The 14,748-nt window shown below is 35.5% G+C and carries 11 protein-coding genes; 7 read left to right on the forward strand and 4 right to left on the reverse strand.

Annotated elements, in window-relative coordinates; all coding sequences use genetic code 11:
• Positions 1 to 168: 168 nt before the first annotated feature.
• Positions 169 to 2,070: a molecular chaperone DnaK gene (gene dnaK, locus MUB18_RS07635; RefSeq protein ID WP_045752415.1), complete on the reverse strand. Its 1,902-nt coding sequence runs from the start codon at positions 2,068 to 2,070 to the stop codon at positions 169 to 171.
• A gap of 211 nt (positions 2,071 to 2,281) precedes the next feature.
• Here dnaK and MUB18_RS07640 point away from each other — a divergent pair, with 211 nt between their 5' ends.
• Positions 2,282 to 2,833: a thioredoxin family protein gene (locus tag MUB18_RS07640; protein ID WP_248755528.1), complete on the forward strand. Its 552-nt coding sequence runs from the start codon at positions 2,282 to 2,284 to the stop codon at positions 2,831 to 2,833.
• A gap of 20 nt (positions 2,834 to 2,853) precedes the next feature.
• Here MUB18_RS07640 and MUB18_RS07645 read toward each other — a convergent pair whose 3' ends face one another.
• The gene (locus MUB18_RS07645) at positions 2,854 to 3,750 is read right to left on the reverse strand and encodes a GLPGLI family protein (RefSeq protein ID WP_248755529.1); all 897 of its coding nucleotides are present in this window, start codon (positions 3,748 to 3,750) and stop codon (positions 2,854 to 2,856) included.
• Positions 3,743 to 6,415, reverse strand: a complete 2,673-nt coding sequence (locus MUB18_RS07650) for an outer membrane beta-barrel protein (protein WP_248755530.1) — start codon at positions 6,413 to 6,415, stop codon at positions 3,743 to 3,745. The genes MUB18_RS07645 and MUB18_RS07650 overlap by 8 nt, the downstream gene beginning before the upstream one ends.
• Positions 6,416 to 6,605: 190 nt before the next feature.
• On the opposite strand from MUB18_RS07650, the gene MUB18_RS07655 reads away from it, so the two are divergent.
• The 3 genes from MUB18_RS07655 to MUB18_RS07665 all read left to right on the forward strand — a co-directional run bounded on the left by MUB18_RS07655 (position 6,606) and on the right by MUB18_RS07665 (position 9,063).
• A complete protein-coding gene (locus tag MUB18_RS07655) occupies positions 6,606 to 6,959 on the forward strand; it encodes an MmcQ/YjbR family DNA-binding protein (RefSeq protein WP_094773210.1) in 354 nt (117 codons plus the stop codon).
• Between the two features lie 155 nt (positions 6,960 to 7,114).
• Positions 7,115 to 8,257, forward strand: a complete 1,143-nt coding sequence (locus tag MUB18_RS07660) for a PCMD domain-containing protein (protein ID WP_248755531.1) — start codon at positions 7,115 to 7,117, stop codon at positions 8,255 to 8,257.
• A 29-nt stretch (positions 8,258 to 8,286) separates the two neighbouring features.
• Entirely contained in the window at positions 8,287 to 9,063 is a 777-nt protein-coding gene (locus MUB18_RS07665) for a porin family protein (protein ID WP_248755532.1), read from the forward strand.
• Positions 9,064 to 9,225: 162 nt separating this feature from the next.
• Here the strand turns inward: MUB18_RS07665 and MUB18_RS07670 are convergent, their stop codons facing one another.
• Positions 9,226 to 10,188, reverse strand: a complete 963-nt coding sequence (locus MUB18_RS07670) for an isopenicillin N synthase family dioxygenase (protein ID WP_045752411.1) — start codon at positions 10,186 to 10,188, stop codon at positions 9,226 to 9,228.
• Positions 10,189 to 10,476: 288 nt separating this feature from the next.
• Between MUB18_RS07670 and MUB18_RS07675 the strand changes: the two genes are divergently transcribed.
• Genes MUB18_RS07675 through MUB18_RS07685 form a run of 3 tightly spaced genes read left to right on the forward strand, consistent with a single transcriptional unit; the run spans position 10,477 to position 14,592 of the window.
• Entirely contained in the window at positions 10,477 to 10,926 is a 450-nt protein-coding gene (locus MUB18_RS07675; protein WP_045752410.1) for a MarR family winged helix-turn-helix transcriptional regulator, read from the forward strand.
• A gap of 36 nt (positions 10,927 to 10,962) precedes the next feature.
• Positions 10,963 to 13,389: a 3-hydroxyacyl-CoA dehydrogenase/enoyl-CoA hydratase family protein gene (locus MUB18_RS07680; protein WP_248755533.1), complete on the forward strand. Its 2,427-nt coding sequence runs from the start codon at positions 10,963 to 10,965 to the stop codon at positions 13,387 to 13,389.
• A 27-nt stretch (positions 13,390 to 13,416) separates the two neighbouring features.
• Entirely contained in the window at positions 13,417 to 14,592 is a 1,176-nt protein-coding gene (locus MUB18_RS07685; RefSeq protein ID WP_248755534.1) for an acetyl-CoA C-acyltransferase, read from the forward strand.
• Positions 14,593 to 14,748: the final 156 nt, after the last annotated feature.

A 14,748-nucleotide genomic window follows, 5' to 3' on the forward strand; every position in this document is an offset into this window, starting at 1 on the left:
CGATCTAAAGACCATTTGGCAGTTGGCTGAAACCTCTATGGTCGTGCTGTAATATCAGATATTGATAGATGTATATTCCAGTAGAACAAAAGTATGGTTTTGATAAAATAAGTGAAAAAAAAGCCCGAAGACAAATCTTCGAGCTTTTTTATTTGAGGAGGAGTTAGATTACTTAACTTCTTCGTATTCTACGTCAGTTACATCATCACCACCTTGGTTACCTTTGTTAGCTTGACCAGCATCACCTTGAGGTTGTGAACCGCCTTGTGAAGCAGCATACATCTCTTCAGAAGCAGCATTCCAAGCATTGTTTACTTCCGCAGAAGCTGAATCGATATCAGCAAAACTTCTTGCTTCAAAAGCAGCTTTCAATTTTACTAAACCAGCTTCGATAGCCGCTTTTTTATCTGCTGAAATTTTATCTCCGTATTCTTTTAATTGTTTTTCAGTTGAGAAAATCAAAGCATCAGCACCATTGATTTTGTCTGCTTCTTCTTTCATTTTTTGATCTGCTTCAGCATTTGCTTCAGCTTCCTCTTTCATTTTTTTGATTTCTTCGTCAGATAAACCAGATGAAGCTTCGATACGAATATTTTGCTCTTTTCCAGTTGCTTTATCTTTAGCAGAAACTTTGATGATACCATTTGCATCGATGTCAAATGTTACTTCAATTTGAGGAACACCACGAGGAGCTGAAGGGATATCATTTAAGTGGAAACGGCCAATCGTACGGTTTTGAGCTGCCATTGGACGCTCACCTTGTAAGATGTGGATTTCAACAGATGGTTGATTATCAGAAGCAGTTGAAAACGTTTCCGACTTTTTAGTAGGAATAGTTGTATTTGCTTCAATTAACTTAGTCATTACACCACCCATAGTTTCGATACCCAATGATAAAGGAGTAACGTCTAATAATAATACGTCTTTCACTTCACCAGTTAATACACCACCTTGGATAGCAGCACCTAATGCAACAACTTCATCAGGGTTAACACCTTTAGAAGGCTCTTTTCCGAAGAATGCTTTTACTGCATCAACGATTGCAGGGATACGTGTAGAACCACCAACTAAGATGATCTCATCGATATCACCTGTACTGAATCCAGCATTTTTCAATGCAGAACGACAAGGATCGATTGTGCGTTTGATCAAGTCAGCAGCTAAGCTCTCAAATTTAGCACGTGATAAAGGACGAACTAAGTGTTTCGGTCCTGTTGCATCAGCAGTGATGTATGGCAAATTGATTTCAGTCGAAGTTGTGCTTGATAACTCAATTTTAGCTTTCTCAGCAGCTTCTTTCAAACGTTGCAACGCCATTGGATCTTTTTTCAAGTCAAAGCCATTGTTTTCGTTTTTAAACTCATCATTCAACCAGTTGATGATTACGTTATCAAAGTCATCACCACCTAAGTGAGTATCACCGTCAGTAGATTTTACTTCAAATACACCATCACCTAATTCTAATACAGAAACGTCATGTGTACCACCACCACAGTCAAAAACAACAATTTTCATGTCTTTGTGTGCTTTATCTAGACCGTAAGCTAAAGCTGCAGCTGTTGGCTCGTTGATGATACGTTTAACTGTTAGACCAGCGATTTCACCAGCTTCTTTAGTTGCTTGGCGTTGTGCATCATTAAAGTATGCAGGTACTGTAATAACAGCTTCAGTTACTTCTTGACCTAAGAAATCTTCTGCAGTTTTCTTCATTTTTTGAAGAATCATAGCCGAAATTTCTTGAGGCGTATATTTACGGTCGTCAATTTCTACACGAGGTGTATTATTGTCGCCTTTTACTACATTGTAAGGTACATGTTGCGCTTCTTTTACAGACTCATCATATGATAAACCCATAAAGCGTTTAATAGAATAAATAGTTTTAGTTGGGTTTGTGATCGCTTGACGTTTTGCTGGATCACCAACCTTACGTTCTCCACCTTCAACAAAAGCAACGATAGAAGGAGTTGTACGTTTACCTTCATTGTTAGCAATAACTACCGGCTCGTTACCTTCCATTACAGCAACACATGAATTGGTCGTACCTAAGTCGATTCCTATTATTTTAGACATATTATATATATTTATTTTTTACTAATCTGTTTGTATATCTACCCTAATCAACCCTTGTGCCAATCATTTTGTTTGCATGAAATTGGATGAAATTAGTAATGTAACGTCAGTATTGGTGACAAACTGTCATTTCTGTGTTTATTTATTATGTCTGAATTGTACAAATGGCAAAATTTTGTCATATTGTGTTCCTAAATAAAAAAGCTATTTTATGCAGTTCGACGAATACATATCTTATTTTCAAACCATATTAGATGATCCACAGCAATATGAAGTTTATCAAGATGAAGAAATTTTAAGCTATACGAAGCTAAATTGGTCACGTATGAACCGTTGGTTGAAAAAATTCCAGCCAAATGCTGAAACCACTTCTTTTATAAATGGAATATCAATCAAGCAACATTGGATTTTGATTACAGAACCTTGGTGTGGAGATGCAGCACATTCTGTACCCATGATTTACCAGTTGGTCAAAAACAATCCAGCTATTGTATTGGATATTCAGCTCCGTGATTCGGAACCTTATATCATTGAACAATACTTGACCAATGGTGGCAAATCTATTCCTAAATTAATCATTCGCAACGAACAAGATGAAGATATTGCCGTTTGGGGGCCACGCCCTCAAGGTTGTACAGATTTATTTGTTATGATGAAGGAGAAGGGAGCTGAATTTCATGAGATAAAAGAAGAAATTCAAAAATGGTATAATCATGATAAAGGAGTTGCTATACAACAAGAAATAGTAAGCCTACTATCCTGATAAATATTAGAACAGATGATTTAGTAGATAATCTGTTCTAATATTTGTCTTTTTTGCTCAGATTCATTTCCTCCTCTACCTCTAAATATACTGCCAGAAAGCAATTTGAAAAAATCATTAGCCGTCATTTCTTTCGCTTTTTTATCTCTCCACGAATTTGAAATTTCATCATTCGTAAACTTGACTTCTGTAGCCCAGTAATTAATATGCATTTCAGGAATTACAAGTCCTAATATCATACCAGGCAATCCATTAGTTAAAACAGGACCTGCAGAAATTGGAATCTCTTCCGAATAAAATGCAATAAGATATAATGAATCTTTTGTTGCTCCGTTGACACGTCTACACTCGTAACCAGCAATGGTTCTAAACTCATCCGTAAATCGCCAAGTAACTTGTTGAAGACTGTCCTTGATCAGGATTTTTTCATCTATTTGTAATTGGACCTCCGAAGTTCTGGATCTGAGATTTTGAACATATATTTTCTCACCCATCTTATTATTTACTCTCATCATTCCCCCCATACGATTTCCTCCATTATTATTTCTTTGCGAGCCACCTGCACCTGCACCTCCGCGAGAACCTCCCCCTGAGGAACGACCACCTTTTGTAATACCAGGAGCTGTCATTGTTGATTTTACTGGTGTACTCGTATCGCTAGGAGACATGACAGTTTGATTCTCATCAAATTGTAATACGAAGTTTGAGGTCGAACTTTCAGGCATCTCATCGATATTTCCCATATACATCATACCCCTATTATTACCTCCATATTTTGCCATTATATCTCGCATTCGTGCTTTTGTATACACGACTTTCTCATATTGGATGCTACCTTTCGTTGCAAAATATGCATGCTGGGCAAATGAGTTCATCCCGCTTAATAAAAGCATAAAACCTATTAATAATCTAGTCATTTTTCTTTCCTAAGTTTTTGTTAAAATCCCATTTCAATCCGACCATGAAGTATTGCGTTAAGAGCTGTTGCTGTGATTCAGAAAAATTACTGCTATCAAATGATCGATTAATAGTATTAAATGTTTTAAAAATATCAAAAGCTTTTAAACTCAATTGAAGATTATTGCTCATCAATTTTTTATTTAATTCGAGGTTCATATAAAATTGGTGAATAGCCTTTGTGAACACTTTATTTTTACCTGTATAACCATAGTTAACCACCTGCACTAAATCAAATTTGTAAGGGAGGAAATATTTAATATCAGCATTAAAATTAGTTCTTAAGCTGTTGTTATTTAATTCAGGTTTTAAAAGAGTTTCTTGTCGGTCGATGCCGATATTACTAAAAAAGTTGAAATCAATCACTTTAGAATTTTGTTTATTTAATCCAAAGCCTATACTCGCATTGTAATTTTTAGAATTGTTTAATTCACCATTGATAAAATCGTAACTATTACCATAACTTAGATTTGCATTGGGATTGAACTGAAGTAAATTATTGAATATTGGCTTGCTATACCCTGAATAAACTCGCGCAGACCAATTGACTTTATCACTAATATTTACATAATTACTAGTCGTAACACCAAGTGTATCGAGCACCCTTTTGTTTGCAATCGGGTTATGAGTAGTACTAATTCCTGCATTAATATTGAAACTAGAACTTCTTAAAATACTAAAACTGTTGAAATTGAAGTTATAAGAATTTTCGGTCGATTTTTTTAAATCAGGATTTCCCAATTGTATAAATAATGGATTCGTTAATGGTTGTAAAGATTGCAATTGTCCAAACGTTGGAATCTTATTAGATGTACTGTAACTGACCATCAAATTTTTATTTAATGTTAATTTATAATTGATGTTCATATTTAGGTTATTATCCCAAAAGTTACGCTTTAGGTCAATATCGCGATATGTATCGATTAATTTTTGATTTTTATAGCTTATCGTATTTGAAATAGTGACGTTTATTTTGTCTTTAAGATTATAGTTTATTTGAATATTAGCCCCTTGATTGAAATTTCTATTTTCTTCATTTTTTGAATATAGAGAATCCAATTTGGTGTATTTTCCCAATTCATCTATATTAGACGAATTATTAAGACTTTTGGAAATATTGGTATTCATCGTATACCCTAAGGTCAAATATAGATCCTGAAACACTTTTTCATTAAGATTTAAAGAAGCACCGATTCGATTGCTGGTGCTGGAGTTAACACGCTGCTGATCCAGCACCACGCTATCAACTACGTTTTCTTTATAATAATTTGTCGTAGAGTTTACCTGTGCAATAGATTTGTTTTGCGATATCTGGGTATTGAACTGTGCATTTAACGATCTACCGTTGTTATTTAATCTTCTTCTATAATTAATGCGAAAATCCGCGTTATCGTTATTGCCATTAGAATTATTTCTTTCTTTAAAAGTATTTGTTAGCGTAGTATCGTTATTCGTTATAGTGCGATTTGAGGTACTTTTACTTTGAGAATTTGATTTACCCGCATTGAATTGAACATCCAAATTCTGGATAGAATCAATTTTGAATCGAACTTGTGTTCGGAAATTATTATTTTTAGTATCATCATCTGAAGTGCTGTAGCCCGTAGTTTCTCGCGTTTTATCTGGAAAAATCTCTTTACTGTAGGATTGCCTCTCATTAGAAGCGCTATTATTATTAAAATTGTAACTAGAGTTTAAGGACAATCTTTTCTTTAAAAACACGTTATCATAATTAATACCAATATTTTTGTATTCTGGTTTGCCTTGTATGCTCGAATTGGATCTGATTCGAGAATCATTTCCGCCACCCATGTTATTCCAATTGCCAGTCAATCCGATACGTTCCGTCCTGTTGAATTTAGCAGCAAATAGTGCTGCGTCAAATAAACCTTTTGTTCCTAGAGCAGCATTTGCATTTCCAAAAATTCCCTTTCGCGCTTCCTCTTTCAGTACTACATTGACGGTTTTGATACGTACTCCATCATCAACTCCAGTTAATTCAGCCTCATCAGATTTTTTCTCGTATACCTGTACTTTGTCAATAGCATCTGCTCTAACATTGCGAATCGCAATTTTAGGGTCATAACCAAAAAATTCTTCACCATCTATCAATACCTTTGATACGGTTTTCCCTTGAGCAGTAATAGTTCCGTCCGAAGACACAGTCATTCCCGGTAATCTTCTTAATAAATCTTCAAGCTTGGCATTTTTTTCAGTTTCAAAACTACCCGCATTATACTCTATCGTATCACCCTTTATTTTTATAGGTAGTTTTTGTGTGATTACAACTTCCTCAAGAACATGGGCTCTAGAACTGATTTTAATATCATGTAAATCTATCTTTGTATCTTCTACAGTGATGAGGTCACTAAATAGTTCAAATTTTGGATAAGTTACAAGTACGCGATAATTACCTTTTTCTAGAGGTTGAATAGAAAAGTTGCCTTCCTCATTTGTACGAGTAAATACTTTTAATATAGAATCCTGTGCAGATAGTAAAATCACAGAAGCATTCATGAGGGGTTTGTTTTCACCTTTATCTAAGACCTTACCTTTAATAGAGGATTGACCATAGCTCAATGTTGTACAAAAAAATAAAACCAGAAAAAGTATCCTGTTCATCATAGTATTTAGGTGAAGTTATGTCGCAAATATAGAATATTAAGTGGGTCCGAATATTTCTGTAATCACAATGTTATAAAAACAAACAACTATTAACAATAATTAACAATAGACGTTGTTTTTACAACTAGAATAGACAACAGTATAGTTTGCAAATAATAAATATTTCTTAGCTTTAAAAAAAATAGCCTGTATGAATATCGAAGAGCTACGTGAATATTGTATAGCTAAGCCTGCAGTTACAGAAGAGCTTCCTTTTGGACCAGATACTTTGGTTTTTAAAGTTGCCGCTAAGGTTTTCCTGTTAGTTGGTTTAGATCAATTGGATAGTTTATCTTTTAATGTCAAATGTGATCCAGAGTATGCCATTACACTGAGACAAGAGTATGGACAGACCGTATTTCCTGGTTATCATATGAATAAGAAGCACTGGAACACTGTGCATGCAAATCGCGAATTGACAGATCAGAAGTTATTGGAATTAATTGATCATAGTTATGATCTTGTGTTTGCATCATTGCCTAAAAAGATAAAAGAAAATCTTTAATAACAGTTGAATTTCCTTTAATTGTCAAGTTTTAGAGACAAGGGGCTTTTTTCTCCGCTAAATTTAAGTTGTTACCCCAACAATCTTAACTTTGCGCCACGTTAATAATTCTCAATATACATTAACGATATTTTACACTAAAATATTAATTTATTATGGAACAAAAACGAATTCTCTCGTTTATGATTTGTATGATACTGCTTTTTGGATTGAATAGCTGTATTAAAGAAGAAGCACTGAATACAGAGGCTGATATAGAGCAAGCGAGCATTCCTAACGATGATTTAATGCTGAGTACAGCACCTTCTATTGGTAATAATACGATTATTTTCAAATTAAAACGTTTTTCAGGTACTTATCTTCATGCACCAGAATTTGTGGTAACGTCAGGGGCGAGCATCTTACCTGAAAGCGGTACAGAACTTGATTTTTCAGTACCACAGCAATATATTGTTACTTCTCAAGATGGTGCCTGGTCAAAAACTTATACAGTCTCATTTGTCGTCGACGAAGGAGCAGATTTTTATGCTGCATTTGAAAATGCACAAGTTGTTGACACGGACAATCCTGTTGGTCATTATCATCAGTTTTTTGAATTGACAGCACAAGGTCAGAAAAAGTTCATATGGGAAACCGCAAATGAAGGCTATAATATTCTTGCTGGGACACTTGTTGGAGATGAAAAGGATCTTGTGCCATCTTTTTATCCAACTTCGCAGGTTACAGATGGTTATTTAGGTAAGGCCGCTAAATTAATGACGAAAGATACCGGTCCATTGGGTGGGATGTTCGGTTCACCATTGGCTGCTGGTAATTTGTTCGTTGGAGAGTTTAGGTTGACTTTTCCTACGGTAAATTCTACTCGATTTGGTATTCCTTACAATAGCGATACTAATCCCATAGCATTAAAGGGCTTTTTTAAATACAAAGCTGGAGAAAAATTCCTAAATAACTCCAAAACATCACAGCTTACTCAAGACACCTGGGATGGATATGCAATTTTGTTTGAGAAGACAGCTGATTTAAATAAAAATTTCTTAACAGGTACACATGGTTTTAAAGATGCCCGTATTGTCAGCGTGGCTAGAATTGGTTCCAAAGAACAAATTGAAACGGATAAATGGACCGCATTTAATGTGCCTTTTTCTTTTGTGGATGGCAAAACTTTTGACCCAGCTAAAGAATATATGTATACTATAGTATTTAGTTCAAGTATAGAAGGAGATATTTTTAATGGTGCTGTAGGAAGTACTTTATTTATTGATGAGGTAGAGCTTGTTACAGGTCAAAAAAAATAATGATGAATATAAATAATAAAACTATTGTAATGAACAGAATACTCTATGTTGTAGCTATTTGTTTAATGGTTACCCAATATGCCCAGGCGCAAGACAGTACAGCTAACCGTGGTGCAAATTTTTTTAATACAAATATTGATTACGCAGTACAGGCTCAATTTAGTGTAGGCGGTAGTAGTCCATTGGGTATGCCTCGTGAAATAAGAAAGATTGAAAGTTTTAATCCCGGGTTTAGTTTTGGTTTAGAAGCAAACGCTACTAAATGGATACATGAAAATGGAAAATGGGGAGTGCGATTAGGACTTCGCTTTGAAGAAAAAGGAATGAAGACCAATGCCCGTGTTAAGAATTATCTAACAGAAGTGGTTAAGGATAATTCAAAAGTAAGAGGTTACTATACTGGAAAAGTACAGACAAATGTGAGTAATACATATTTTACTATACCTGTTTTGGCTGTTTATAAACTTTCGGATAAATGGAATTTATATGGAGGTCTCTATTTTTCAAGATTGATTGACAATACATTTGATGGATATGTATCGGATGGTTATTTAAGACAAAATAAGCCAACAGGAACAAAAATATCGTTTGAAGACGGAAGTCAGGCCACATATGATTTCTCGGACAATGTTCGGAAATTTCAATGGGGTACCCAACTTGGGACAGAATGGAAAATGAATAAACATTTTAAATTATTGACAGACCTTACATATAGCTTCAATAATATTTTAGAAAAAGATTTCAACTCGATCGATTTCAGTATGCATAATATTTACCTTAACGTAGGTTTTGGTTATTCTTTTTAAACAGATTGAGATGGATTTCCTGATTGATCATTGTCAAAAGAGAAATCAAGATTTTAATGATGTTAAAAATTAAAAATGGCCTATTAAATTTTTAACAGGCCATTTTTAATTTCGGATTAACAGTTTGTTTGAAAGATTGATCTTCCTTTTGGAAAAGATAACTTACATCTTCAAACCAATCTCTCGCAAACGTTCATCTAAATATTCACCTGCAGTATAATCAGGATAAGCCTTTGGATAGGTTTCGCTGATACAAGAATCTAAACAAGCTAAGCTCATTGATGCTTTAGGATGTAAGAAGAAAGGAATAGAGAAACGCGAATTACCCATTAATTCACGCGGTGGATTAACGACACGGTGTGTAGTCGACTTTAACTTGTTATTTGTTAAGCGCTGCAACATGTCACCAACATTGATAACGATATCTTCGCCTTTGGCTTTAATAGGAAACCATTCACCATCCTTTGTCATAACCTCAAGTCCGTCAGCACTCGCGCCAATTAATAAAGTAATTAAATTGATATCTTCGTGTGCTCCGGCACGAACAGCATCAGGTGCTAATTCATCTGGATTTTGGATCGGAAAGTAATGGATTGCCCGTAAAATAGAGTTACCGTTTATAACGAATTTTTCGAAATAATCTTCTTCTAGTTCCAAATAAGTTGCAATTGCTTTTAATAGCTCGCGACCAGTATCTTCTAGTTTTTTATATACTTCGGCGGTGATCTCACTGAATCGAGGTAATTCGGCAACTTCCGGATTATCAGGGAAATCAGTTTTACTATATTCTTCTCCAACGATTGTTTGTCCTCTTTGCCAAAATTCTTTCAAATCTGGAGTCGTCGAATCTTTTGCTTTTTCACGACCTTTTGTTGTATACCCTCTTTGTCCGGCAAGTTCAGGAAACTCATATTTCAATTTTGTTTCTGTCGGTAATGAGAAGAATGCAGGTACGATTTGATACAATTCGTCTATTAATTCTTTTGATAGACCATGATTAGCAATAGTAACGAAACCAGTTTCGTTAAAAGCTTTTCCAATGTCTTGGATAAATTGACCGCGTTGTTCTGAATTCCCCTCAGTAAAGTTTAACAAGTCAAGTCTCGGTATATTAACTAAAGCCATACGTTTATGTTTGTTTGTACAAAGGTAACCGATTTAATTTTGAATATAAAAACACAAATGTGAATAACTGTAAGGGTGTTTTGTTTAAGTTGTTGGTTTATAGTTGTTAAAAGTTTTCCACATTTTGATAATGTGGCATATTGTCAATTATAATCGGTATTTTAATAACTTGGTAAGGCACTATTCATTTCCGTCAAATATTTATTAAAAATTTAATATTAACTATTTGAAATCCAAAAAAAATAAATTAGATTTGTTATGCTTGCATAGTAAATAACAAAGCGGATTATGAGTCAAAATAAAACTATCGATTATTTTTTAAAAACAGGTTGGCAGACGATTGCTAATAAGTATAATCAAATTGCTACGCAATATGGTTTTACACAAGCAGCTGGCTATATTTTAATAAATATTCATAAAGAAGGCACTCCAGTGTCACAAATAGCAAATCTAACAGGAGTGAAAACAACCAGTTTGTCTCGTGTGTTAAATAATTTAGAGAAGCTAGGATTTATTTATAGAGAAGCAAGTGCATCTGATAAACGATCAGTCAAAGTTTATCTAACAGAATTAGGCAAAGAAAAGAGAGAAGTTGCAAAAAATGTCGTGCGTAATTTTAATCAATATTTAGAAGATAACTTATCAGAGAAAGAGCGAGTTCAACTGATGAAATCTTTAACCAAATTAAATGAATTAGCGACTGCTTATCAAGAAGAAAACAGTACCATCGATCAATAGTAGACAACCATTATTGATAATAAAACAATTAAATAAATGAGTAGAAACATTAGAAAAGTAGCAGTATTAGGTTCTGGAGTAATGGGCTCTAGAATCGCTTGCCATTTTGCTAACATTGGTGCAGAAGTATTACTCTTGGACATTGCTCCAAAAGAATTACTACCAGCCGAGACAGCAAAAGGACTTACTTTGGAAAGTAAGATCGTGCGCAATCGAATTGTCAATCAGTCTTTAGAAACGGCTGTCAAATCTAATCCATCTCCTATTTATAGTAAATCTTTTGTAAAAAGGATTGCAACAGGAAATTTTGATGATAATATGTCAGAGATCGCTTCTTGTGATTGGATTATTGAGGTTGTCGTGGAAAGATTGGATATTAAAAAATCTGTATTTGAACGTGTCGAGCAATACCGTAAACCCGGTACTTTAATTACATCAAATACGTCAGGTATTCCGATACATTTAATGACAGAAGGTCGTTCAGAAGATTTTAAAGATCATTTTTGCGGAACTCACTTTTTCAATCCTCCACGTTATTTACCATTATTAGAAATCATTCCTACGCCACATACCAAGGTAGAAGTAGTTGATTTCTTATTAGAATTTGGAGATAAAATGCTAGGTAAAACAGTTGTATTGTGTAAAGATACTCCTGCATTTATCGGTAATAGGATTGGTGTCTATTCCATGTTAGCATTGACACATTTAGTTGAACCGCTTGGTTTGACTGTGGAAGAAGTAGACAAATACACTGGACCAGCAATGGGGCATCCTAAGTCCGCTACTTTTCGTACCGCTGATGTTGTTGGTTTGGATACTTTAGTAAATGTTGCCAATGGACTTGCTCAAAATGCTCCCGATGATGAAGCCAAAGGTGTCTTTCAATTACCATCTTTCATAACCCAAATGGTTGAAAATAAATGGTTAGGTGAAAAAACTAAAAAAGGATTCTACGAAAAAGTAAAAGATGCTTCCGGAAATTCGGAGATTCAATCTCTAAATCTCAAAACATTAGCATTTGGACCACAAGAAAAAGTAAAATCAGCAACTCTTGAAGCAACAAAACAGGTAGAAGATATCCGCAAGCGAATGAAGGTATATGAACAAGGTAAAGATAAAGCAGGAGAATTATTTCGTGCCATGCATTACCCTTTGTTTGAATATGTTTCCAATCGTGTACCGGAGATTACGGATGATTTTTTCCGTATTGATGATGCCATGCGCGCCGGATTTGGCTGGGAGATAGGTCCTTTTGAAGTCTGGGATGCCTTAGGAGTTAGAGAGACTATTGAGAAAATAAAATCAGAAGAAAAGCGCCTCCCTGGTCAACGTGGACAAGTAGCACCATGGGTTCATGATATGTTAGCCAGTGGTTGCGAGTCATTTTATAAGATTCAAAATGGTGTACGCCACTATTATGATATTACCTCCAAATCATATAAACCTATTCCAGGAACAGAAGATCTGATTGTTTTAGATCACATTCGCGATAGTAAGACTATTTGGAAAAACTCAGGAGTTTCTATTATTGACTTAGGCGATGGTATTATCAATTGCGAATTCCATACCAAGATGAATACTATAGGTGGCGATGTGATTCAGGGAGTCAATAAAGCAATTGATTTGGCAGAAAAAGAATACCGTGGATTGGTCATTTCTAATGAAGGGAAGAATTTTTCTGCAGGAGCAAATATCGGCATGATCTTCATGATGGCCGCTGAGCAAGATTACGATGAGCTCAATATGGCTGTTCGTGCCTTCCAAAATACCTCGATGCGTCTCCGCTATTCTTCCATTCCAGTAGTTGTAGCACCATTTCAAATGACATTAGGTGGTGGTTGTGAATTTTCTATGCATGCTGATTTTGTACAGGCGCATGCTGAAACCTATATGGGCTTAGTGGAGTTTGGTGTAGGTGTAATACCAGGAGGGGGCGGTACTAAAGAATTTGCTTTGCATGCTTCAGATGAATATAAAGACGATCAAATAGTTCAAAATACATTAAAAGATCGCTTTTTGACCATTGGAACAGCAAAGGTGTCAACCTCTGCTGTAGAAGCTTATGAACTAGGTTATTTACAAAAAGGTAAATATGCCATCACGATGAACAAAGCAAGGCTCATTGCTGATGCCAAAGAAAAAGCCTTAGAATTAGCTAATGCCGGATATATTCAACCTGCGCAACGGGCAGATATTAAAGTGTTGGGAAAACAAGGTTTAGGTATTGTATATGTAGGAGCAAGTTCAATGCGTGCAGGTAATTATATTTCAGATCATGATAAAAAGATTTCCGAAAAATTAGGAACTGTTTTATGTGGTGGTGAATTGTCGGAACCAACAGAAGTGTCTGAGCAATATTTGCTCGATCTTGAGCGTAAAGCTTTCTTAGAATTATGTGCCGAACGTAAAACCCTCGAACGCATCCAATTTATGTTAACAAAAGGAAAACCGTTGCGAAATTAAAATTTAAATCTCACATCTAAAAAAATTATGGAAGCATACATTGTAGCAGGATATCGTACAGCAGTCGGGAAAGCTCCTCGTGGAGGATTTCGCTTTATGCGTGCAGATGATTTGGCCGCGGATGTAATCAAACATTTGGTCGCATCAGTTCCAAATTTAAATAAAGAAGAAATTGACGATGTAATCGTTGGTAACGCAATGCCAGAAGCAGAACAGGGATTAAACGTAGGACGTTTAATCTCCTTAATGGGCTTAGAGACAGATAAAGTTCCAGGAGTGACTGTGAATCGTTACTGTGCATCAGGACTGGAGACCATAGCTACGGCAGTAGCAAAAATAAAAGCTGGTATGGCTGATTGTATTATTGCAGGCGGTGTTGAAGTGATGTCTGGAATGCCTTTTGGAGGATGGAAAATTGTTCCAAATCCACAAGTGGCCAAAGAAAACCCAGATTGGTATTGGGGAATGGGACTCACTGCTGAAGCAGTTGCCAAAGAGTACCATGTCTCAAGAGAAGATCAAGATGCGTTTTCTTTAAAGTCACATCAAAAAGCAATTGAAGCAATAAAAAATGGACACTTAAAAGATGGTATAGTTCCGATCACAGTAAAAGAAAACTATCTGAAAGATGGCAAAAAACTAGAAACAAGAGAATATATTGTCGATACAGACGAAGGCCCTCGTGCGGACTCTTCGATTGAAGCATTATCTAAGTTACGTCCTGTTTTTGCTGCTGATGGTGTTGTCACAGCCGGTAATTCATCCCAAACCTCAGATGGAGCCGCTTTCGTCTTGGTTGTTTCTGAGAAAAAAATGAAAGAATTAAATCTAAAGCCTATCGCTCGTCTAGTTAGTTATGCCGTGGCAGGTGTTTCCCCAAGAATTATGGGGATTGGACCTATTTTTGCGATACCAAAAGCCTTGGAAATGGCGGGGTTGAACAAAGAGGATATTGATCTATTTGAATTGAATGAAGCATTCGCCTCACAGTCTTTAGCAGTAATTCGTGAATTAGGGCTCGATGAGGAAAAAGTCAATGTCAATGGTGGTGCCATTGCATTAGGGCACCCACTTGGTTGTACGGGAGCAAAATTGACTGTTCAAGTGTTGAATGAGCTGAAGCGTAGAAATAAGAAATATGGTATGGTTACTATGTGTGTAGGAACTGGACAGGGAGCCGCCGGTATTTTCGAATTACTGTAGACCAACAAAAATCAATAGAACCATAGTACGCATGCAGCAGCTTGTTAAAGATGGGATGGATTACAGATCTCAGCATCGATTCAAATAAGTTATTGACAGAATAAGTAAATTCAACAAGAGTAAAAACATTTTTTTAAAAATAGAAGCAAAGAAAGA

Source organism: Sphingobacterium sp. PCS056 (assembly GCF_023273895.1).
GTDB lineage: Bacteria > Bacteroidota > Bacteroidia > Sphingobacteriales > Sphingobacteriaceae > Sphingobacterium.

What these genes read in the sequence shown, in the direction of transcription:
- dnaK (WP_045752415.1), bottom strand. Translation starts at nt 2,070, where the DNA reads ATGTCTAAAATAATAGGAATCGACTTAGGTACGACCAATTCATGTGTT.
- MUB18_RS07640 (WP_248755528.1), top strand. Translation starts at nt 2,282, where the DNA reads ATGCAGTTCGACGAATACATATCTTATTTTCAAACCATATTAGATGAT.
- MUB18_RS07645 (WP_248755529.1), bottom strand. Translation starts at nt 3,750, where the DNA reads ATGACTAGATTATTAATAGGTTTTATGCTTTTATTAAGCGGGATGAAC.
- MUB18_RS07650 (WP_248755530.1), bottom strand. Translation starts at nt 6,415, where the DNA reads ATGATGAACAGGATACTTTTTCTGGTTTTATTTTTTTGTACAACATTG.
- MUB18_RS07655 (WP_094773210.1), top strand. Translation starts at nt 6,606, where the DNA reads ATGAATATCGAAGAGCTACGTGAATATTGTATAGCTAAGCCTGCAGTT.
- MUB18_RS07660 (WP_248755531.1), top strand. Translation starts at nt 7,115, where the DNA reads ATGGAACAAAAACGAATTCTCTCGTTTATGATTTGTATGATACTGCTT.
- MUB18_RS07665 (WP_248755532.1), top strand. Translation starts at nt 8,287, where the DNA reads ATGAACAGAATACTCTATGTTGTAGCTATTTGTTTAATGGTTACCCAA.
- MUB18_RS07670 (WP_045752411.1), bottom strand. Translation starts at nt 10,188, where the DNA reads ATGGCTTTAGTTAATATACCGAGACTTGACTTGTTAAACTTTACTGAG.
- MUB18_RS07675 (WP_045752410.1), top strand. Translation starts at nt 10,477, where the DNA reads ATGAGTCAAAATAAAACTATCGATTATTTTTTAAAAACAGGTTGGCAG.
- MUB18_RS07680 (WP_248755533.1), top strand. Translation starts at nt 10,963, where the DNA reads ATGAGTAGAAACATTAGAAAAGTAGCAGTATTAGGTTCTGGAGTAATG.
- MUB18_RS07685 (WP_248755534.1), top strand. Translation starts at nt 13,417, where the DNA reads ATGGAAGCATACATTGTAGCAGGATATCGTACAGCAGTCGGGAAAGCT.